The organism is Kitasatospora sp. NPDC093550, from assembly GCF_044764985.1.
Lineage (GTDB): Bacteria > Actinomycetota > Actinomycetes > Streptomycetales > Streptomycetaceae > Kitasatospora.
The window spans coordinates 84,367-104,349 of record NZ_JBIWJF010000025.1; the positions used below are offsets into that span (position 1 = coordinate 84,367).

Genomic DNA, 19,983 nt, shown 5'->3' on the forward strand with positions numbered 1-19,983 from the left:
GGGCCGGTGTGGTGCGGCTGGGCCCCGTCCGGGGCCCGGTGCGCCGGCGCCTCCTAGGGCGCGGCGGCGGGGACGGAGACGCGGGCGTCGTCCGTCTCCGGGGTGAGGGGCCGCTCGGCGCGGAGCTCCGCGATGGCGGCCTCGAAGTCTTCCAGTCCGTCGTACGCCTGGTACACGCTGGCGAAGCGCAGGTAGGCGACCACGTCGAGTTCCTTGAGCGGGCCGAGTATGGCCAGGCCCACGTCGTGGGTGGTCAGCTCGGCGTTGCCGCTGGCCCGCACGCACTCCTCGACCCGCTGGCCGAGCTGGGCCAGGGCGTCCTCGGTGACCGGTCGGCCCTGGCAGGCCTTGCGGACGCCGGTGATGACCTTCTGCCGGGAGAACGGCTCGGTGACGCCGCTGCGCTTGATGACCATCAACGCGGCCGTCTCCACCGTGGTGAAGCGGCGGCCGCAGTCCGGGCACTGGCGGCGGCGGCGGATACAGCTGCCGTCCTCGGTGGTCCGGCTGTCGACAACGCGGCTGTCGGAGTGCCGGCAGAAGGGGCAGTGCACCTCGGGATCCCTCCCTGGCAGATCGTGCGGACCTGTCGAGTCTATGCGATGCGCCCCCGGCCTCGGCAAGCTGATCATGCGACGCGACCACTAGTACTGGGCACGGAGAGGACTGTAGCCACTACATCTAGGTCTCGGGGGGAGGCGACACCCCTGGCGTGTCGGCGCCGATTAGACTGCCGGAGTCGAGTTCCGGTCGAACATTTAATCGATGTACAACAAAGCCTTGATCGAGTCAGCCAACTCCCGAATAATTCACTCGAACGTGTGTTTGGCGCAACCTTTCGATAGGAGGTGCGTTGGGCTGGAAAAGGGAGAGGACAGCCGTCGAGAGGGGCCGCCGTGAACACGATCGAAAGCAACACCATCCCGGTGCAGGAACACTCCCAGTTCAAGGTGGGGCAGCGCACCACGAATCAGCAGAGCGTGGACATCAGCATGGACCGCAGTGAAGACCACCGCCTGTCCGGCACGGGCCTTTCCGGCTCGAACCGGGTGCCCGACCAGCCGATCGAACACTCCCCCGCCATGGACGACACCCACCCCTCCCCGGCCCGCGCGATGCCCGGCCGCCCCCCCGGCATCCGTACCGACGAGGCCGGTCTCACCGAGCGCCAGCGCCGGGTGATCGAGGTCATCCGGGATTCCGTCCAGCGCCGGGGGTACCCGCCGTCCATGCGCGAGATCGGCCAGGCCGTCGGCCTGTCCAGCACCTCCTCGGTGGCCCACCAGCTGATGGCCCTGGAGCGCAAGGGCTTCCTGCGCCGGGATCCGCACCGTCCGCGCGCCTACGAGGTCCGCGGCGTCGAGGTGGCCCGCCCCAACACCGCCGAGACGGCCGGCCGCCCGTCCACCTCGTACGTACCGCTGGTGGGCCGGATCGCCGCCGGCGGACCGATCCTGGCCGAGCAGACGGTCGAGGACGTCTTCCCGCTGCCCCGCCAACTGGTCGGCGAGGGCGAGCTGTTCGCGCTCACCGTGCGCGGTGACTCGATGATCGAGGCGGCCATCTGCGACGGCGACTGGGTCACCGTGCGCCGCCAGCCGGTCGCCGAGAACGGCGACATCGTGGCCGCGATGATCGACGGCGAGGCCACCGTCAAGCGCCTCAAGCGCGAGGACGGCCGGATCTGGCTGATGCCGCACAACCCGGCGTACGAGCCGATCAACGGCGACAACGCGACCATCCTGGGCAAGGTCGTCGCGGTCCTCCGACGCCTCTGACCCACGCCAGGCTCACGCCCGGCCGACGTCTGACCCACGCCCGGCCCACGCCCGGCACCGCCGAAGGCGCCGAAGAAGCCGAAACGGGAGGGGCTCCACCGCACCCGCGGGGAGCCCCTCCGGCGTTCCGCCACCCGGCGGTCCCGGTGCCTCAGCCCCGCTTCGCCACCGGCCGCACCGGCGCCGCCGAGGCGTCGATCGCCGCCAGCGAGCGGCGCACCTGGTTGCGGTCCGTGGTGTACCAGAACTCGGGCATCGAGGAGCGGAAGAAGCCCCCGTACCGCTTGGTCTCCACGCGCGGGTCGAGCACCGCCACCACGCCCCGGTCGTCGGCGGCGCGCACCAGCCGGCCCGCGCCCTGCGCCATCAGCAGCGCCGCGTGCGTCGCCGCGACCGCCATGAAGCCGTTGCCGCCCCGCTGTTCGACGTCCTTCTGGCGGGCGCTCATCAGCGGGTCGTCCGGCCGCGGGAACGGGATCCGGTCCATCACGACCAGCTGGCAGGCCGAGCCGGGCACGTCCACGCCCTGCCAGAGCGACAGGGTGCCGAACAGGCAGGTGGACGCGTCCGAGGCGAACTCCCGGATCAACTCGCCCAGGGTGTCCTCCCCCTGGAGCAGGATCCGCTGGTCCAGCCGCTCCCGCATCGCCTCGGCGGCCGTCTGGGCACCGCGCATCGAGGAGAACAGGCCGAGCGTCCGCCCGCCGGCCGCGCCGATCAGTTCGGCCAACTCGTCGAGCATGTCCGGCCGTTCGGGGTCGCGCCCGGGATCGGCCAGGTGCTTGGCGACGTACAGGATGCCCTGCTTGGGGTACTTGAACGGCGAGCCGACGTCGATCCCGCGCCAGTGCGGGACGGCGTCCTCGCCGAACCCGGGGCCGGGCTCCGGGTTGTCCCCGGCCGTCCGGACGTCCGGCAGCCGCGCCTCCGAGGGCAGGCCGACCGAGGCGGCGACGCCGTTGAAGTCCCCGCCGAGCTTGAGCGTGGCCGAGGTGAGGACGACCGAGCGCTCCTTGTACAGCCCCTCCCGCAGCAGCCCGGAGACGCTCAGCGGGGCGACCCGCAGCGAGGCGGTGCCCAGCCCGTAGCGGTCGCTGCGCTCGATCCAGACGACGTCGTACTCGGAGTCCTCCAGCAGCCGCTCGGCGGTCTCGTGCAGCGCCTCGGCGGAGGCCATCGCCTGCTTGCGGACGGCGTCCTCGTCGCTGAGCCCCTTGTCGCGGGTCTCGCCCAGCGAGGTGATCACCTGGCGGGCCGCGTCCCGGATCGCGGTGACCGCGTACGCCAGGTACTCGGGCAGCTCCTCGACCCGGCCGGGCTGGGCGGTCTCCATCAGGCCGTGGTAGTTCTCGGCGGCGGCCTGCAGGGCGTCCACGGCCTTCTCGTTGGCGAGCCGGGCGGCGCGCTTCACCGCCCGGTTGACCGCGCCGACGGTCAGCTCGGCGGTGGCCGCGCCGGTGACCCGGTTGACCAGCTCATGGGCCTCGTCCACGATCAGCAGCCCGTGCTCGGGCAGCACCGGCGCGCCCTCGATCGCGTCGATCGCGAGCATCGCGTGGTTGGTGACCACGACGTCGGCCAGCTTGGCCCGCTCCCGCGCCTTCTCGGCGAAGCACTCCTGCCCGTACGGGCAGCGGGTGGCGCCCAGGCACTCCTTGGAGGTGACCGACAGCTGGGCCCAGGCCTTGTCGGAGACGCCGGGGCTCAGGTCGTCGCGGTCCCCGGTGTCGGTCTCGTCGGCCCAGTCGCGCAGCCGCAGCACGTCCTGGCCGAGCTTGCCGGTCGGCCCGCCGAGCGCGTCCACCGGGTCGAACAGCCCCTCGCCCTCGTCGCTCGGGGTGCCCTCGTTGGCCCGGTGCAGGCACAGGTAGTTGGAGCGGCCCTTGAGCATCGCGAACAGCGGGCGGCGGCGCAGCACCGGGTGCATCGCCTCGACGGTGCGCGGCAAGTCCCGTTCCACCAGCTGGCGTTGCAGGGCCAGGGTGGCGGTGGCGACCACCACGCGGTCCCCGTGGGCGAGCGCGGGCACCAGGTAGGCGAGGGACTTCCCGGTGCCGGTGCCGGCCTGGACGAGCAGGTGCTCGCCGTGGTCGACGGCGTCGGCGACGGCCTCGGCCATCCGGACCTGGCCGGGGCGCTCGACGCCGCCGACGGCCGCCACCGCGGCGTGCAGCAGCTCGGGGATCCGCGAGCGCGGGACGGCGACGGCTTCCTCGGCCTCGTCGCCGAGGTCCACCGCCGGCCGGGCTTCGGAGTCGCGGGACTCGGAGTCGCGGGGCTCGGAGTCGTGGGATTCGGAGTCGTTCGTCATGACCCTCCCACCCTACGGGGCGGGGGTGACAATCCGGTCCCGCTGCGCGGGCAGCCGCACGTCCACGGTCACCAGCGCGTTCGGCACGGTCCCGAAGCGGGCGGCGTGCGGGCGGTGCGGACGGTCCTGGTAGCCGTCGAGGAGCAGCCGGTTGCGGTTGAGGCAGAGCCGGTCGATCCGGGGCCGGAACAGGTCGAACAGCTCGAAGCGCTCGCGCAGCTCGGGGAAGCGCTCCTGGTGGCGGAGGACCTCGGCGCGCAGCAGGGCCCAGAACTCGGTCTCGGGCAGTCCGGTCTGCGCCTCCAGCAGCGGGGCGAGGTAGCGGAAGACGCCGATGAACAGCCCGGAGTGGATGAACTGGCAGAGCCCCTGGGGCGCCTCCCGCAGCAGCACGTCGGCCACCTCGGCGGGCAGGTCGCGCAGCTCGGGGAGGTCGTGCGAGCTGAGGTTGACGTCGTCGACGAAGTCCTTGACCGCGAGCCGGGCGGGGGTGTCCCGCTCGTCGAAGACCACGATGGCGTTCTCGCCGTGCGGGGAGAAGACCAGCCCGTAGCGGTAGAGGAAGTGCAGCAGCGGCGGCAGCATCGCGGCGAACAGCCGGCCGGTCCACTCGGCGGGGGTGAGGCCGGAGCGGGTGATCAGCTCGGCGGCGAGCGCCCGTCCGTCGGAGCCGGTCTGCAGCAGGGCGGCAAGGGTGCGGGCGCGTTCGCCGTCGTCCAGGAAGGGGCCGAGCGGTTCGCGCCAGATCGCGCCGAGCAGCTCCTTGTACTGGTACGGGGCCTCGGGCAGCTCCCGGTACAGGGGGTGGTCGACGGTGACGGAGGCGATCTCGCCGAGGAGGATGACCCGGCACTGGTCGCGCAGGAAGGGGTCGGCGTCGCGCAGCCCGTGCAGCCAGGCGGTGACGGCGGGCGCGGCGAGGGTGCGCTCGGTGGGCAGGCCGCGCCAGACCAGGGTGTTGAGGATGGACAGCGGCAGCTTGACGGAGCAGCGCTCGGGGTGGGCGGTGTTGAAGAAGGTGCGGATGGACTGCTGGGGCAGCCGTGGGTCGCCGTCCGAGGGCAGCGGGACGATCTCGCCGGAGGCGATCCAGGGCGCGAACAGCGGCAGGACGGTCTCGTCCCACTGCCAGGGGTGGACGGGCAGCAGCAGGTAGTCCTCGGCGTCCGGGCCGAGCGCGGCGCGCAGCGCGGCCACGTCGTCCAGCTCGCGGGCGTACAGCTGCTCCGGGCGCTCCAGGCCGGGCACCCCCCGGTACTCGGCGAGCCGGCGGTGGACGGCGATCCAGGGCAGTGGGCGCGGGCTGCGGGCCTCCGGGGCCCAGCGGGCGGCGTCGGCGGCGGAGAAGCCGATCCGGCCCTTGTTGGGGACGATCCAGGGGTGGCCGCCCTGCCGGCCCTCCAGCGCGGTGTGGTCGAGGTCGGCGAGTTCGGCGGCGGTGAGCTCGGTGGCGAGCTGGCGGGCGTCGGCGGTGAGGGTGGCGGAGAGTTCGCGGATCAGGTGGGCGGTGGTGTCGCCGGACATCCCGAGGGCCTGCCGGGCGTACGGGAGGAAGCGCAGCGGGTCCAGTCCGTCCGGTGCGGAGCAGCTGACGGATTCCGGGTCGACCTGCCAGCCGTCGTAGGCGCCGCGCCGGGCGGTGAAGCGGTACTCGACCTCGGGCAGCTTCAGGAGGTACTCGCCGTCGAGGGCGCCGGGAGCGGGCTTGAGCAGGTCCTCGTAGGCGAGTTCGCCGAGCATCTTGGCCAGGAGGGCGCGACCGGCCCGCCGCCAGTGCCCGGCGGTCAGGTGCGGGGGCAGGTAGAGCGGGGGTTCAGCGGCCGACGGTTGCGGCACGGGTCAGCTCCTGGGGGCGAGGGAGGACGGGGGTCTGTCCGTAGGGGGCGGGGGCGGGCGGGGCGAAGCCGGTCCAGGCGGTGCGGCCGGGCAGCCGGTGGACGGTCCGTCCGGTGACGGCGTTGAGGATCACGGCGGCCCGGTGGGCGCCGAGCCCGAGGTCGGGGGTGCCGACGCCGTGGGTGTGCAGTTCGGCGTTCTGGACGTAGAGGCCGCCGGTGAGCTCGGGCCGGGTGGCGACCCGGTGGTGCAGGTCGACCCGGTAGCGCCCGGACTCGTCCCAGTCGATCAGGTCGGCGAGCGGTTCGAGCGCGGCCGGGCGGGCGGCCCGGTAGCCGGTGGCGAGCACCACGGCGTCGGTGCGCACGAGGTGTTCGGCGCCGGAGTCGGTGTGCCGGCAGTGCAGTTCGAGGCCGCCGCAGGGGCCGGGGCGGGCGTCGGTGACGGCGGTGCCGGGGGTGATCTCGACCGGGGCGGTGTCGATCGGGCGGCCGATGGTGCGTTCGTAGAGGTGGTCGTGGATCTCGGCGAGGGTCTCGGCGCTGGCGGCCTTGTGCAGCTGCCACTGGGCGCTGACCAGGGCGTCCCGGACGGGTCCGGGCAGGCCGTGGAAGTAGCGGGTGTAGTCGGGGGTGAAGTGCTCCAGGCCGAGCTTGGAGTACTCCATGGGGGCGAGGGCCCGGGTGCGGGTGAGCCAGCGCAGCCGGACGCCGTCGTCCTGGTGGCGCCGGAGCAGGTCGAGGAAGACCTCGGCGCCGGACTGGCCGCTGCCGATCACGGTGATGTCCCGGGCGCCGGCCAGGTCGGCGCGGCGGTCCAGGTAGTCGGCGGAGTGGAAGGCCCGCGGGTGGCCGGCCAGGCCCGCGAAGGCCTCGGGCAGCACGGGCCGGGTGCCGACGCCGAGGGCGAGGTTGCGGGCCCGTACGGTGGTCCGCCGGCCGGTCGCGGTGTCGGTCAGCTCGACCCGGTAGCAGGGCGTTCCGCCCGGTGCGGCGGTCCAGTGCAGGGCGGTGACCTCGGTGCCGAAGCGGCAGTTGGCCAGCCGCTCGGCGGCCCAGCGGCAGTAGTGGTCGTACTCGCGGCGCGGCAGCTGGAAGCGCTCGGCGAAGTAGAACGGGAACAGCCGGTCCTGCTCGCGCAGGTAGTTGAGGAAGGACCACGGGTTGGTCGGGTCCACCAGCGAGACCAGGTCGGCGAGGAAGGGCACCTGCATCCTGGCTCCGTCCACCAGCATCCCGGGGTGCCAGCGGAACTCCGGGCGCTGGTCGCAGAAGAGCGTGCGCAGGCCGGGGACGGGCGCGGCGAGTGCGGCGAGCGAGAGGTTGAACGGGCCGATGCCGACCCCGAGCAGGTCGTACGGCGGCTGGGATGCTGCGGTGTCCACGGGGCGTCCTAGACGGGGTCGGGGCCGGCCGGGGCGGGGCCGGTCGGGGTCGGGGCCGGGCGGGGCCGGGGCGGGCCGGTCGCGGCCGGGGGCCGGGGAGTGGCCGCTCGGACGCGCACCATCAGGGCGGCCCGCTTGTCGGGCAGGTCGAGTTCGGCGGCCGCCCGGAACCCGGCCCGTTCGAAGGCCCGGACCGAGCGCCGGTTGCGGACGTCCGGTTCGGCGACGACCCGTTCGCAGGACGGGCGGCGGCACAGGATCCGCTCCGCGAGCGCGGCCAGCAGCACGGCGCCGAGGCCGCGGCCCCGGCTGGCGGCGGGGCCGAGCAGCAGGTGGACGCCGACGTCGTGCGGCCGGGCGGGGTAGTGCGCGGCCAGCGGGTCGAGGTCGGCGCGGTAGACCTCCCAGTAGCTCATCGGCTCTCCGTCGAGCAGGCCGAGGCAGGGGACGCTGCGGCCGTCGCCGTCCAGGTGGGCCCGGACGTGCCGGTCGGTGAGGTCCGGCGGGCCGGCCAGCTCCCAGAAGGCGGCGACCTCGGGGTCGTTCATCCATCCGGCGAGCAGCGCCAGGTCGGCGGGCAGCCGGACCGGGCTGAGCCGGAACTCGCCGGCCGGGGTGGGGATCGGGCCCCACCCGGGCAGGTCGTCCCACATCAGTGACCCGCCACCGGGTTGGGGATGTCCACGTAGACGGACTGGCTGGCGACCGGGCCGACCAGCTCGTCCATGCCGTTGATCCGGGTGAGCAGGTTGGCCTTGCAGGGCAGCGTGGGCGCGTCCAGCAGCAGCCCGGGCAGCGCCGAGCCGGTGGCGGCCGCCCGCGGTCCGGCCAGGAAGCGCCGCAGCCCGGCGATCAGCACGGTCTCGTCCGCCAGTCGCTGGGAGCCGAGGGCGCCGATCAGGCCGAGGACGTGGTTGATGCCGAGGTAGTAGGCGAAGTGGTGGTCGATCACCGGGTCCGGCAGGAAGGTGTCGCTCTCGGCGCCGAGCCCGGGCAGCCGGGCGGTGAGCCGCTCGGCGGCGCTCTCCCGGTAGTAGTAGCCCTGGTTGTCGCGGTAGCGGCCGCCGCTCGGCCAGCCGTCCTGGTCCAGCAGGACCAGGCTGTTCTGCTGGTGCGCCTCCAGGGCGATGCCGCCGCGGCCGTCCAGCCACAGGACGGGCAGCACGACGGCGTCCAGGTAGCGCAGGAACCATTCGGCGGCGACGGTCTGCAGTGGGCGGCCGCAGCGGGCGGCGAGCGCCCGCAGGATGTCGCCGAGCCGGGACGGCACGGTGTCGCCGGTGCCGAGCGGCTGTTCGGCGACCAGCCCGGCGACGCACAGCACGCGCTCGGCGGGCGCGAAGGGCTGGGCGCGCAGCACGGTGTCCAGCCCGCCCGGGTCGCCGAGCGCCGGGTGGTCGACGCCGATCCAGGCCGGGTCGCGGACGATGTCGAAGTCGGGGTGGGCGGCCCGCCACTCGGCGGCCAGCCCGCTCTCCAGCAGCCGGTGCATCTCCAGGCCCCGGTGCAGCTCCTTGCGCAGGTTCTCCCGGCGGGAGTTGGTGATCCGCAGGCCGAGCGAGAGCTTGAGCATCCAGGGGGTGCCGGGCCGGTAGACGGTGCGCACCGAGGAGGTGGGGTACCAGGGCTCGCCGGCCGGGCCGAGGTCGTGCAGCAGGCCGTCCGCGAGCAGCGCGGCGACGGCGGGTCGGTGGGCGAGTTCGCGGGCCTGCCAGGGGTGCAGCGGCAGGGCGGCGGTGCCGGGCGGCAGGGCGAGCGCGCCGTCGAGCAGCCCGGCGGTGAGCCGGTCGGCGGTCTCGGCGACGGCGGAGCCCGCGGCGAGGAGCTCGCGGTCCACGGCGTACCAGTGCAGCCGGAAGGAGCCGTGCAGTTCGGGCGAGTAGGCGGCGCTCTGGGCCGGGCCGAGGCCGTCGCGGCTCTTCGGGGTCGGGTGCAGCGGGTGGCCGAGCAGCAGGGACTGCTCGGCGGCGAGGAAGTACGAGCGCTCGGGGCCGCCGGGCGCGGCGGCGGTGCGGCGGTGGGCGAGGATCTCGGCGGTGCGGACGACGGAGTCGGCGACCCGGCCGGCGAGGTCGGCGACCTGCCCGGGGTCGGGCCGGTCGGCGGCCGCGGCGGCGAGCAGCGCGGCGGCGGTGACGGCGTCCACCGGGGCCTCGGCGCCGCCCGCCGCGGCACCGTTGTGCCCCGCGGGACCGCTCTCCGCCACGGCACCGTTCTCCCCGGCGGCACCGTCCCCGCCGGCCGCGAGGCCGGCCGGGCCGAAGCGGTGCCAGCCGCCGGGCGACCAGTAGCGGACCGGGACGGTGAGCCGGGCGGCGCCGCCGAGGACGGTGATCCGCAGCCGGCCGTCCGGGCCGGGCCGGGCCCCGGTCTCCCGGGTCCAGCAGCGCAACAGGGCTTCCAGGGCGGCCTGTTCGGCGGCGACGGCGGGATCGGGGTGCAGCAGCGGGTCGGGCTCGGTCCGGTGCTCCTCGCGCACGGGCACCGCCTGCTGCGGCGGTTCGGGCGGGGCTCCGGTGAGGGCGGTGCTCAAGGCTGCTCCTTGGGGCGCGTGGGAGTGCGGACGCGCTCTGTGCCGGCGGGATCGGCGGGCACTCACACCGTCGCGTCAGGTAAGGGTTACCTATCCCTGAGGGGTGATCACAAGGACGGCTCACTCGTCCGGGTGAAGATCGGGGATTGTCCGCCACCGGAGCGCAGGGCCCTGCTGTGCCAACGAGCCGACCGGGCCCGCGTCACGGATCGACGGTCTCCGGCCGGTGCCGCAACCCGGGGGGTGGGCACGGCCGTCCTCATCCGCGATGGAAGACTCCAGGACGGCGGGCCGCCCCGGCCCGGACCGACCGGACCCGGAACGGAACCGACCGAGCACCACCCGAGCGCCCACCGACCGAACCGACACCGACCGAACGCAGGGGGAAGCGCACAGATGCCTACGATCCACCGGTCAGCCCTGGCCGCCGCCCTGGTCGCGGGAACCCTGCTCGCCGTCAGCGCCTGCGGGCCGGACGGCCCGGCGGGCGACGGCGGGGGCAGCGCCGCGCCGCCGCCCTCCTCGGCCGCGTCGGGCGGCGGCACCGGCGGCGGGGTGATCGGCGGGATCACCCTGCCGTCCGGACTGCCGACCAGCCTGCTGGAGGGCCTGCCGCGGAGCTGGGACGACCTGAAGAAGTGGAAGTTCGAGGACTGGGACTCCTGGGCGTCCAAGCACGTCTTCAACAACCCGGTGGTGAAGGACTTCTGGGACCCGGACACGATGGGCGACTCCAAGCCCGCCGAGCCGGCCCCGCCCGTCACCAAGCCCTCGCCGGCCACCCCCAAGCCCGCCACCGACGACGGCGTGACCGACCCCGAGCCGCCGGTGGTCAACGCCGTGGCGGTTCCCCGCCCGTACACCAAGCAGCCCTCCGGCAAGGTCTTCTTCTCCGCCAAGGGCGGCCGCGGCAACTGCTCGGCGACGGTGATCGCCGACCCGCAGCACCCCGGCCGGAGCAACCTGGTCTGGACGGCCGGCCACTGCGTGCACGAGGGCAAGGGCGGCAACTTCTACAAGGACCTGGTCTTCGTGCCGGCCTACAACAACTCCGGTGCCTCCAGCGGCGGCAAGCGCGCCCCGCTGTCCGAACTGGCCCCGCTCGGCACCTGGTGGGCCGACCAGGTCACCACCTCGCCGCAGTGGATGGTCGAGGGCGGCGGCACCGGCGACGCCGCCAACCAGTACGACTTCGCCGTCATGCGCGTGCACAACCAGAACGACACCGGCAAGTCCCTCGAGGAGACGGTCGGTTCGGCCGTCCCGGTGTGGTTCGACGCCCCGCGCGACAAGCTCGCCGTCTCGGCCGTCGGCTACCCGCTGCTCAAGCCGTTCGACGGCCAGGAGCTGTACAAGTGCGACGGCGGCAAGCCGACCCGGCTCTCCTTCGACGCCAAGCGGCCCACGATGCTCACCATCGGCTGCACCATGACCCAGGGCTCCAGCGGCGGCGGGTGGTTCGCCACCATGCCGGACGGGAGGACCGCCCTGGTCAGCAACACCTCGATCGGCACCCAGGAGCACACCTCGCTCAGCGGCCCGTACCTGGAGACGGTCGCCAAGCAGGCCCTGGACTGGATCTCCAGGAAGCAGTAGCGGAGCGGTCGCTCAGCAGGAGCGGGAGCGGCGGCGGCCGCCACCGGGGGCGGTACGGAGACACCAGCACAGCACGGGGGACGATGCAGCATGCCGAGAACCACCAACCGGGGGCGCCGGGCCGGGACGGTCGGCGCCACGATGCTCGCCGTGGCGGCGCTCGCCGCGGCCGGATGCGGACCGGACGGCCGCGCCAGGCCCGCCACCCCGCCCCCCGCCCTCCCCAAGTCCGCGCCCACCAGCGTGGGCGACCTGACGGGCTGGAAGCTGGAGGACTGGAGGAAGTACGTCACCGCCAGCGGCTTCGCCAACGAGCCGGCGCCGGGCTACTGGTCCGCCGCCCGGATGGACTCGGCCAAGCCCCGGCCCACCCCGGAGTACTCGCTCACCGCCCCCGCCGCCCCCGGCGTCGAGCGGGACGCCCCGCCGGCCGCCGTCCCGGCCGAGCCGCAGCCGCACCCGTACGGCCAGGCCACCGCCGTGGTCGGCCGGCTCTTCATGACCACCCCGCAGGGCGACGCCGCCTGCTCCGCGACCGTGGTCTCCGACCCGACCGACCCCGGCCGCAGCAACCTCGTCTACACCGCCGCGCACTGCCTGCACGACGGCAAGGGCGGCGGCTGGCTGAAGAACCTGGTCTTCGTGCCCGGGTTCAACCGGGACGGCCGGGCGAGCCACGGCAAGCCGTACCCCGACGCGCAGGCCGCCCCGTACGGCCGGTGGACGGCGGTGCGCGCGCTGGTGTCGCCGACCTGGCTCCAGGAGAGCGGCGTGGGCGCCCGCGACCAGTTCGACTACGGGATCCTCCGGGTGCGCGCCGAGAGCGGCTCCGGCGCCTCGTTGGAGGAGACGGTCGGCGGCTCCGTCCCGATCTGGTTCAACGCCCCGCGCGACCAGATCACCTCGGCCGCCGCGTACGGCTATCCGGCCGAGCGGCCCGCCGACGGCACGGAACTGGACCACTGCGACTCCCCGGTCGCGCCCGGCCGGCTCTCCTTCGACCGGACCCGCCCGCCGATGTACGTGATCGGCTGCACCATGACCGCCGGTTCGAGCGGGGGCGGCTGGTTCGTCACCAGGGACGGCAAGCCCAACCTGATCAGCGTCGGCGCGATCGGCGACCGCAACCCCGCCGGCTACCAGGCCGGCCCCTCGCTGCAGGACCAGGCGAAGCAGGCCTTCGACTACTTCGCCAAGAACGTCCGATGACCCCCGGCCGCACGCGGAAGGGCCCCCGGGACCAGTACGGTCCCGGGGGCCCTTCCCGAAGCTCGCGGTCTCAGCCCTGCAGGGCCACCGCGAAGTACTCCAGCTCGGCGGCCAGCTCGGCCGGCACCTTGGCGTGCAGCAGGGTGCCCTCCCCGGTGTGCTCGGTGGAGAGCAGCTCGCCCTCCGCGTGCACCCGGGAGACCAGGGCGCCCTGGGTGTAGGGCACCAGGGCCCGCACCTCGACGGCCGGTCGCGGCAGCTCGTCGTCGATGAGCTTCAGCAGCTCCTCGATGCCGGCGCCGCTGCGGGCCGACACCACGATGGCGTGCGGCTCGCGGCGCAGCAGCCGCTGCAGCACGTGCGGGTCGGCGGCGTCCGCCTTGTTGATCACCACGATCTCGGGCACGCTCTGCGCGTCGACCGAGACGATGACCTCACGGACGGCGGCCAGCTGCGTCTCCGGCTCGGGGTGCGAGCCGTCCACCACGTGCAGGATGAGGTCCGCGTCGGCGACCTCCTCCATGGTCGAGCGGAAGGCCTCGACCAGGTGGTGGGGCAGGTGCCGGACGAAACCGACGGTGTCGGCCAGGGTGTAGAGCCGCCCGCTCGGGGTCTCGGCCCGGCGCACGGTCGGGTCCAGGGTGGCGAACAGCGCGTTCTCCACCAGGACGCCCGCGCCGGTGAGCCGGTTGAGCAGGGAGGACTTGCCGGCGTTGGTGTACCCGGCGATGGCCACGGACGGCACCTGGTGGCGCTTGCGCTCCTGGCGCTTGGTGTCGCGGCCCTTCTTCATGTCGGCGATCTCCTTGCGGAGCTTCGCCATCTTCTCGCGGATCCGGCGCCGGTCGGTCTCGATCTTGGTCTCACCGGGGCCACGGGTGGCCATGCCGCCGCCGGACGAGCCGGAGCCACCACCACCCATCTGCCGGGACAGCGACTGACCCCAGCCGCGCAGTCGCGGCAGCATGTACTGCATCTGCGCGAGCGAGACCTGCGCCTTGCCCTCCCGGGACTTGGCGTGCTGGGCGAAGATGTCCAGGATCAGGGCCGTCCGGTCGACGACCTTGACCTTGACCACGTCCTCCAGGTGGATCAGCTGGCCGGGGGTGAGCTCACCGTCGCAGACCACGGTGTCGGCGCCGGTGGAGGCGACGATGTCGCGCAGCTCCTTGGCCTTGCCGGAGCCGATGTAGGTGGCCGCGTCGGGCTTGTCGCGGCGCTGGATGACGCCGTCCAGCACCTGGGAGCCGGCGGTCTCGGCGAGCGCGGCGAGCTCCGCCATGGAGTTCTCCGCCTCCTCCAGGGTGCCGTCGGTCCAGACGCCGACGAGCACCACGCGCTCCAGGCGGAGCTGGCGGTACTCGACCTCGGTGACGTCTTCGAGTTCGGTGGAGAGGCCGGCGACACGGCGCAGCGCGGCGCGCTCGCTGCGGTCGTACTGGTCGCCGTCGTAGTGGTGGCCGAGGTCCTCGTCGATGGCCGCGAGGTCCTCGTCCATGAGGGCTTCCGCCCGCAGACCGTCGAGGCGGCGCGGAGCGTCGGCGTGGTCGCGGGTGTCGAACGTGGAGGTCATTCTGTCCTTTGGCTGCTGGTACGGGTGGCTTCGGGGACCGGCGGGCGGTCCCGTACGGAGTCTGCCCAGCTGCCGCCCCGGCTACCGTCCGGGCGGGGTGAGCTACCCCTCAGGCCCCCGGGTGCCACCGGGCTCCTGTGCCCGGGAGAACGCCGTGGACCGGCCGTGAATTCCCCATGATGGTCGCACGCCAGGCGCGGGCGGGTCATCCCCATTTCCGGCGCGCGGCGCCGGACAACGACCAGCACTGCCCGGCACGCAGCGCCCGGCACGACCGGCACCGACCGGCGCCCCGGCGCCCGGCCCCGGGGGCTACCCCACCTCCGGGGCGTGCGGCCGGCTGACGTCGTACACCCCGGAGACCCGCAGCATCGCCCGCATCAGCCCGGGCAGCGCCCCCGGCTGCGGCAGTTCGACGGTGTACGTCTGCCGGACCCGTGACTCCTGCGGCGGCTCGACCTCGGCCGCGACGATCCCGACGCCCTCGGCGGAGATCGCCGCGGTGATGTCGGCCAGCAGCCGGGGCCGGTTCAGCGCCTCGGCCCGCAGGGTGACCCGGTGCCCGGCCGCGGGGGTGTCCTGCGGCTGCCAGCGGACCTCCAGCGCGGCCCGCCCGTCCGCCCGCATCCGCTCCCCGGCCGGACAGCCGGTGCGGTGCACGGCCACCGCGCCGCCGCGGATCGGGTAGCCGGAGACCGCGTCCGGCGGCACCGGGGTGCAGCAGCGGGCCAGCCGTACCGCCGCCCCGGGCCGTCCGGCCACCGCGACCGGGGCGGACCGCTTCTCGGCGGTGCGGCGCCCGGGCGGGGCCGGCTGCGCCCCGGCCGGGCCGGTGCGGACGGCCGGCGGCCGGGCCGGCGGGTCGGCCAGCCAGCGCTCGATGGCCAGCCGGGCGGCGGGGGTGCGGGCGTGCGCCAGCCACTCGGGCGCGGGGCCGGAGGGCTGTCCCCCGCCGGCCGGGAGGGTCTCGGTGAGCACGGCGATCTGGTCGCCGTCCTCCAGCACGGTGGACAGGGCGCTGAGCCGCCCGTTGACCCGGACGCCGATACATCGGTGGCCGGTCTCCTCGCCGAGCAGGTAGGCCGCGTCCACACAGGTGGCGCCGGCCCTCAGCTGAAGCGTTTCGCCGCTCTCCGTCACGACCGTGATCTCCCGGTCGCCGGCCAGGTCGGCGGTGAGCGCGGACCAGAAGGCGTCCGGGTCGGGCGTCTCCTGCTGCCACTCCAGCAGGCGGCTGAGCCAGCCGGGCCGGGCCGGGTCGGTGCGGTCCAGCTCGTCGGTGTCCTGGGCGGTGCCGGCCGGGGAGGGGTCGCCCAGCGCGACCACCCCGGTCTCCGCGACCTGGTGCATCCGGCGGGTGCGGACCAGCACCTCGACCACCGCGCCGCCGCTCAGCGCCACCGCGGTGTGCAGCGACTGGTACAGGTTGAACTTGGGCGCGGCGACGAAGTCCTTGAACTCCCCGGGCAGCGGTGTCCAGCAGGTGTGCAGTTCGCCCAGCACGGCGTAGCAGTCGGCGTTCTCCTCGACCACCACCAGCAGCCGCCCGAAGTCGGCCGGGCGCGGCCCCTGCGGCCGCCCGTCCGGCCCGGTCCCGCCGGACCGCTTGAGCAGGACCCGGTGCAGCGAGACGCAGTGCCGGGGCCGCACGGTCACCTCGGCGGCCACCCCGGCCTCGGCCAGCTGCCGCGCCAGCTGCCGGGCGAAGGGCTCCAGCACGGCGTCCGGCTCGGCCTCGTGACCGGCCATCAGGGCCCGGGTGCGGGCGTGCTCCTCGGGGTGCAGGGTGGCGAAGACGATGTCCTCCAGCTCCGCCTTGAGCACCTGGATGCCGAGCCGCTCGGCCAGCGGGATCAGCACGTCCCGGGTGACCTTGGCGATCCGCACCTGACTGGCGGGCTTCATGTGCCGGATGGTGCGCATGTTGTGCAGCCGGTCGGCGAGCTTGATCACCATCACCCGGACGTCGTCCCCGGTGGCGACCAGCATCTTGCGGAAGGTCTCCGCCTCGGCGGCCGCACCGAAGTCGACCTTCTCCAGCTTGGTCACCCCGTCGACCAGGTAGGCGACTTCGGGCCCGAACCCGGCGCTCACCTGGTCCAGCGTCAACTCGGTGTCCTCGACCGTGTCGTGGAGCAGCGAGGCGACCAAGGTGGTGGTCCCGGCGCCGAGTTGGGCCAGGATCATGGTGACGGCCAGCGGGTGGGTGATGTACGGCTCGCCGCTCTTGCGCTTCTGGCCGCGGTGGCTGGCCTCGGCGAGCCGGTACGCCCGGGCGAGCAGGCCGAGGTCGCCCTGCGGATGGTGCTGCCGGTGGACCCGGACGAGCGGTTCCAGGGCGTCCGGCACGGGCGGCCGGCCGGTGGCGGCCAGTAACGCGGCCCGCCCGGCCCGGCCGAGGGCGGCCCGGCCGAGCTCTCCGAGGGGCCTCCTGGCCCCGGCCTGCCGTACGGTCGTCGGCTGCCCCGTCAGGGACTGCCCGGCTTCGATGGTCATCGGCGCACCTCCGGCAACGGTCGCCGGGCGCTACCCCTCCCCGTGGGGTGATCGACCCGGTGGTCCATGCTACCGAGCAGAGCACGTTCCGCGACGCGATGATTCCCGTCCGCGACCGGTATCACCCGATCGGGGGGATTCGTCGCCGTACGAAATGGGCAAACGGGGCCGTCAGCTGGTGCGGACGGAGTCCCACCAGCGCTCGTCCAGCCGCCCCTCGGCCACGATCACCGCCGGCCCGGTCATCTCCACCCGGCCGTCCGGGTACTCGGTGATCACCAGCCGACCGCCCAGCACGTCCACGGTGTACGCGACGGACTCACCGGTGACCGCCGGGTCGACACCGTCCCGGCGGATCGCGGCCACCGCGACGGCGCAGGCACCGGTGCCGCAGGAGCGGGTCTCGCCCGAGCCGCGCTCGTGCACCCGCATCGCGACGTGCCGCGGCCCCCGGTCCACCACGAACTCGACGTTGACGCCCTCCGGGTAGGCGCCCTCCGGGCTGGTGAGCGGCGCGGTGAACAGGTCACCGGCGTGGTCCAGGCTTTCCACGAAGGCCACCGCGTGCGGATTGCCCATGTTGACGTTCAGCGCCGGCCAGCGCCGCTCGCCGACCGCGACCTCGATGCCGTCCGGCCCGGGCAGCCGGGCCCGGCCCATGTCGATGGTGACGTCACCGGGCGCGCCGTCCGCGGCGTCCTCGGCGACCGTCGCGGCGAGCACCCCGGAGCGGGTGGCGACCGCCAGCTCACCGGGCTTGGCCAGCCCGGCCTCGACCAGGAAGCGGGCGAAGACCCGCAGGCCGTTGCCGCACATCTCGGCGACGCTGCCGTCGGAGTTGCGGTAGTCCATGAACCACTCGGCCCGGTCGGCCATCCCCGCGGCGGCCGGGTCGGCGGCCGAACGCACCACCCGCAGCAGCCCGTCCCCGCCGATGCCCGCCCGCCGGTCGCACAGCGCGGCGACGGTCGCGGGACCGATCTCCAGCGCGCCGTCCGGGTCGGGCACGATGACGAAGTCGTTCTGGGTACCGTGCCCCTTGAAGAAGGGGATGCCGCCCTGCGGGGAAGAGGATGCGCTCACCCTCCCGATAGTACTGAGCAGCCGGACGGCCCGGCGCGGGGAGCTCAGCGCAGGTAGGCGACCCGCCAGACCGCGAGCGCGCAGGCGGCCACCGCGATCAGGGTGTAGAGCACGATCGCCTTCCAGCCGGCCCGCTGCCCGGAGCCCCGGCGGGGCAGGCCCGGCCAGGAGTAGCCGGCGTGCCGGGCGGCCATCGCGCCCCAGCCGACCGAGGCGGCGGTGAGCAGCAGTCCGAGCATCCCGACCATGGTGGCACGCGCCCCGGCCGAGCCGAACGCGAGCGGGAAGGCGAACATCAGCGAGCCCAGGGTGCCCAGCAGGGCGATCGGCAGCGTCTGCCACCAGCGCAGCCGGCGCAGCGGCCGGATCTCCCGCTCGTGCACCGCGGCGTCGGGCGGGGTGCGGGTGTCCAGGGCGGGCAGCGCGACCGCGTACGAGGTCGGCGCCTCCAGTCCGGTCAGCACGGGGAGGTCGCCCATCGTCGACTCGTCGAACTCCTCGGCCGGTGCGGTGACGCTCCCGCTCTGGCCGGGTTCGGGGCCGGTACCCGTCGACACACGGCCTCCCCTGACAGTTCGACACGAGCGGACTCGCGGCCGGGCACGGTCGGCCCGTTCGGCCGACCCCTATGGCATCGATGATGGCATGTCCAGGGGGTCGTTCCGGGCCTGACCGGGGTCGGCGGGTGATCCGTGGCCATCACGTGATCGGGCCGTGACCGCCGGTTCGTCCTGCACGGCCACCTGCGCGCGCAGGTGCACCGCCGAATTGGCCGGAACCCGTCCTACGCGGCCGGAACCCCCTGACGCCCGATCAGTTCGAGGGACTGCTGCAGCAGCTCGACGGGGTCGGTGCCGGCCGGTCGGGAGAGCCAGTGGATCCGGTCGTCCCGGCGGAACCAGGACTCCTGGCGGCGGGCGAAGCGCTTGGTGGCCCGGACGGTCTCGGCCCGCGCCTCGTCCTCGGTGCACTCGCCGGCGAAGTGGTCGAGCACCTGCTGGTAGCCGAGTGCCCGGGAGGCGGTCTTCCCCTCGCGCAGCCCGACCCCCTCCAGCGCCCGCACCTCGTCCAGCAGTCCGGCCTCCCACATCCGGTCGACCCGCAGCGCGATCCGCTCGTCCAGCTCGGGGCGCGGGACGGCGACGCCGATCTGCACCGCCTCGTACACGGCGGTGTTGCTCGGCAGGTTGGCGGTGAACGGCTGCCCGGTGATCTCGATGACCTCCAGCGCGCGGACGATCCGCCGCCCGTTGCCGGTGAGGATCGCCGAGGCGGCCGCCGGGTCCAGCGCGGCCAGCCGCCCGTGCAGCACGTACGGGCCGAGCTGCTCCAGTTCGGCCTCCAGCCGGGCGCGGACCGCCGGGTCGGTGCCCGGGAACTCCATCTCGTCGATCGCCGCCCGGACGTACAGCCCGGAGCCGCCGACCAGGACGGGCGTGCGCCCGGCGGCGAGCAGGCGGTCGATCTCGGCCCGGGCCAGCCGCTGGTACTCGGCCACGCTGGCGGCCTCGGTGACGTCCCAGACGTCCATCAGGTGGTGCGGCACTCCGCCGCGTTCGGCCGTGGTGAGCTTGGCGGTGCCGATGTCCATGCCCCGGTACAGCTGCATCGAGTCGGTGTTGATCACCTCGCCGTCGAGGCTCTGGGCGATGGCGACGGCCAGGTCGGACTTGCCGGCGGCGGTCGCGCCGACGATCGAGACGACACGCGGGGTACGGGAGCTGCTCACCGCTCCAGTCTCGCAAACCCCCGGCGATCCCCGGACCGGGCTGCCGCTCCGCTCCGACTGCGCGACGATATGACTGTTTCCGGCCGTATGGCCGTTTCCGGCCGTTCCCCCGGCCGGGGCCGGTTCGCGAACGCTTCGCCGGTCACGGGCGTTGTCCCGGAGACAGGGATGAAAGGGTGAGATCGCCATGGGTCTGATGGACAACCTCAAGGGCAAGGCCGAGGAGCTCAAGGAGAAGGCGAGCGAGCTCGCCGGCAAGCACAGCGACCAGATCGACAACTTCGTGGACAAGGCCGGCGGCGCGATCGACAAGGCGACCAAGGGCAAGTACAGCGAGAAGATCGAGCACGGCACGGGCAAGGCCAAGGACGCGGTCGGCGACTTCGCCCACAAGCCGAAGCCCGGCGAGGGACAGCCCCCGCAGGCCTGAGACCCGTCCCGCCGCCCGTCCCGTA

15 protein-coding genes are annotated in these 19,983 nt (G+C 74.1%); 4 read left to right on the top strand and 11 right to left on the bottom strand.

Annotated elements, in window-relative coordinates:
* Positions 1 to 53 precede the first annotated feature (53 nt).
* The gene (gene nrdR / locus ACIRD3_RS31280; protein WP_402223330.1) at positions 54 to 554 is read right to left on the bottom strand and encodes a transcriptional regulator NrdR; all 501 of its coding nucleotides are present in this window, start codon (positions 552 to 554) and stop codon (positions 54 to 56) included.
* Positions 555 to 896: 342 nt separating this feature from the next.
* On the opposite strand from nrdR, the gene lexA reads away from it, so the two are divergent.
* The gene (gene lexA / locus ACIRD3_RS31285; RefSeq protein ID WP_402223332.1) at positions 897 to 1,778 is read left to right on the top strand and encodes a transcriptional repressor LexA; all 882 of its coding nucleotides are present in this window, start codon (positions 897 to 899) and stop codon (positions 1,776 to 1,778) included.
* 151 nt (positions 1,779 to 1,929) lie between these two features.
* On the opposite strand, the gene ACIRD3_RS31290 is transcribed toward lexA, so the two are convergent.
* Genes ACIRD3_RS31290 through ACIRD3_RS31310 form a run of 5 tightly spaced genes read right to left on the bottom strand, consistent with a single transcriptional unit; the run spans position 1,930 to position 9,842 of the window.
* A complete protein-coding gene (locus tag ACIRD3_RS31290) occupies positions 1,930 to 4,089 on the bottom strand; it encodes an ATP-dependent DNA helicase (RefSeq protein WP_402223334.1) in 2,160 nt (719 codons plus the stop codon).
* A 12-nt stretch (positions 4,090 to 4,101) separates the two neighbouring features.
* Complete coding sequence (locus ACIRD3_RS31295) at positions 4,102 to 5,925, bottom strand: IucA/IucC family protein (RefSeq protein ID WP_402223336.1); 1,824 nt, start codon at positions 5,923 to 5,925, stop codon at positions 4,102 to 4,104.
* Positions 5,903 to 7,309, bottom strand: a complete 1,407-nt coding sequence (locus ACIRD3_RS31300; RefSeq protein WP_402223337.1) for a lysine N(6)-hydroxylase/L-ornithine N(5)-oxygenase family protein — start codon at positions 7,307 to 7,309, stop codon at positions 5,903 to 5,905. Before ACIRD3_RS31300 ends, ACIRD3_RS31295 begins: the two co-directional genes overlap by 23 nt.
* Positions 7,310 to 7,317: 8 nt before the next feature.
* Entirely contained in the window at positions 7,318 to 8,070 is a 753-nt protein-coding gene (locus ACIRD3_RS31305; protein ID WP_402223387.1) for a GNAT family N-acetyltransferase, read from the bottom strand.
* Complete coding sequence (locus ACIRD3_RS31310) at positions 7,962 to 9,842, bottom strand: IucA/IucC family protein (protein WP_402223339.1); 1,881 nt, start codon at positions 9,840 to 9,842, stop codon at positions 7,962 to 7,964. Before ACIRD3_RS31310 ends, ACIRD3_RS31305 begins: the two co-directional genes overlap by 109 nt.
* A gap of 396 nt (positions 9,843 to 10,238) precedes the next feature.
* Between ACIRD3_RS31310 and ACIRD3_RS31315 the strand changes: the two genes are divergently transcribed.
* Positions 10,239 to 11,438, top strand: a complete 1,200-nt coding sequence (locus tag ACIRD3_RS31315) for a trypsin-like serine peptidase (protein WP_402223341.1) — start codon at positions 10,239 to 10,241, stop codon at positions 11,436 to 11,438.
* Positions 11,439 to 11,528: 90 nt separating this feature from the next.
* Entirely contained in the window at positions 11,529 to 12,647 is a 1,119-nt protein-coding gene (locus ACIRD3_RS31320) for a trypsin-like serine peptidase (RefSeq protein ID WP_402223343.1), read from the top strand.
* A 70-nt stretch (positions 12,648 to 12,717) separates the two neighbouring features.
* Here ACIRD3_RS31320 and hflX read toward each other — a convergent pair whose 3' ends face one another.
* The 5 genes from hflX to miaA form a co-directional block, all read right to left on the bottom strand.
* On the bottom strand, positions 12,718 to 14,220 hold the full coding sequence (gene hflX, locus ACIRD3_RS31325; RefSeq protein ID WP_402223345.1) for a GTPase HflX: 1,503 nt from the start codon (positions 14,218 to 14,220) through the stop codon (positions 12,718 to 12,720).
* Positions 14,221 to 14,532: 312 nt separating this feature from the next.
* On the bottom strand, positions 14,533 to 16,716 hold the full coding sequence (locus ACIRD3_RS31330) for a RelA/SpoT family protein (protein WP_402223346.1): 2,184 nt from the start codon (positions 16,714 to 16,716) through the stop codon (positions 14,533 to 14,535).
* A gap of 171 nt (positions 16,717 to 16,887) precedes the next feature.
* Entirely contained in the window at positions 16,888 to 17,799 is a 912-nt protein-coding gene (gene dapF, locus ACIRD3_RS31335) for a diaminopimelate epimerase (RefSeq protein ID WP_402223347.1), read from the bottom strand.
* 44 nt (positions 17,800 to 17,843) lie between these two features.
* Complete coding sequence (locus ACIRD3_RS31340; RefSeq protein ID WP_402223349.1) at positions 17,844 to 18,356, bottom strand: hypothetical protein; 513 nt, start codon at positions 18,354 to 18,356, stop codon at positions 17,844 to 17,846.
* A 227-nt stretch (positions 18,357 to 18,583) separates the two neighbouring features.
* Complete coding sequence (gene miaA / locus ACIRD3_RS31345; protein WP_402223351.1) at positions 18,584 to 19,528, bottom strand: tRNA (adenosine(37)-N6)-dimethylallyltransferase MiaA; 945 nt, start codon at positions 19,526 to 19,528, stop codon at positions 18,584 to 18,586.
* 187 nt (positions 19,529 to 19,715) lie between these two features.
* Between miaA and ACIRD3_RS31350 the strand changes: the two genes are divergently transcribed.
* Positions 19,716 to 19,958, top strand: a complete 243-nt coding sequence (locus tag ACIRD3_RS31350) for an antitoxin (RefSeq protein WP_402223353.1) — start codon at positions 19,716 to 19,718, stop codon at positions 19,956 to 19,958.
* The last annotated feature ends 25 nt before the right edge of the window (positions 19,959 to 19,983 follow it).

Bases quoted from the DNA above. Each gene is read 5' to 3' on its own strand.
- ACIRD3_RS31350 (WP_402223353.1), top strand. From the start codon at position 19,716: ATGGGTCTGATGGACAACCTCAAGGGCAAGGCCGAGGAGCTCAAGGAG.
- ACIRD3_RS31290 (WP_402223334.1), bottom strand. From the start codon at position 4,089: ATGACGAACGACTCCGAATCCCACGACTCCGAGCCCCGCGACTCCGAG.
- hflX (WP_402223345.1), bottom strand. From the start codon at position 14,220: ATGACCTCCACGTTCGACACCCGCGACCACGCCGACGCTCCGCGCCGC.
- ACIRD3_RS31315 (WP_402223341.1), top strand. From the start codon at position 10,239: ATGCCTACGATCCACCGGTCAGCCCTGGCCGCCGCCCTGGTCGCGGGA.
- ACIRD3_RS31330 (WP_402223346.1), bottom strand. From the start codon at position 16,716: ATGACCATCGAAGCCGGGCAGTCCCTGACGGGGCAGCCGACGACCGTA.
- ACIRD3_RS31320 (WP_402223343.1), top strand. From the start codon at position 11,529: ATGCCGAGAACCACCAACCGGGGGCGCCGGGCCGGGACGGTCGGCGCC.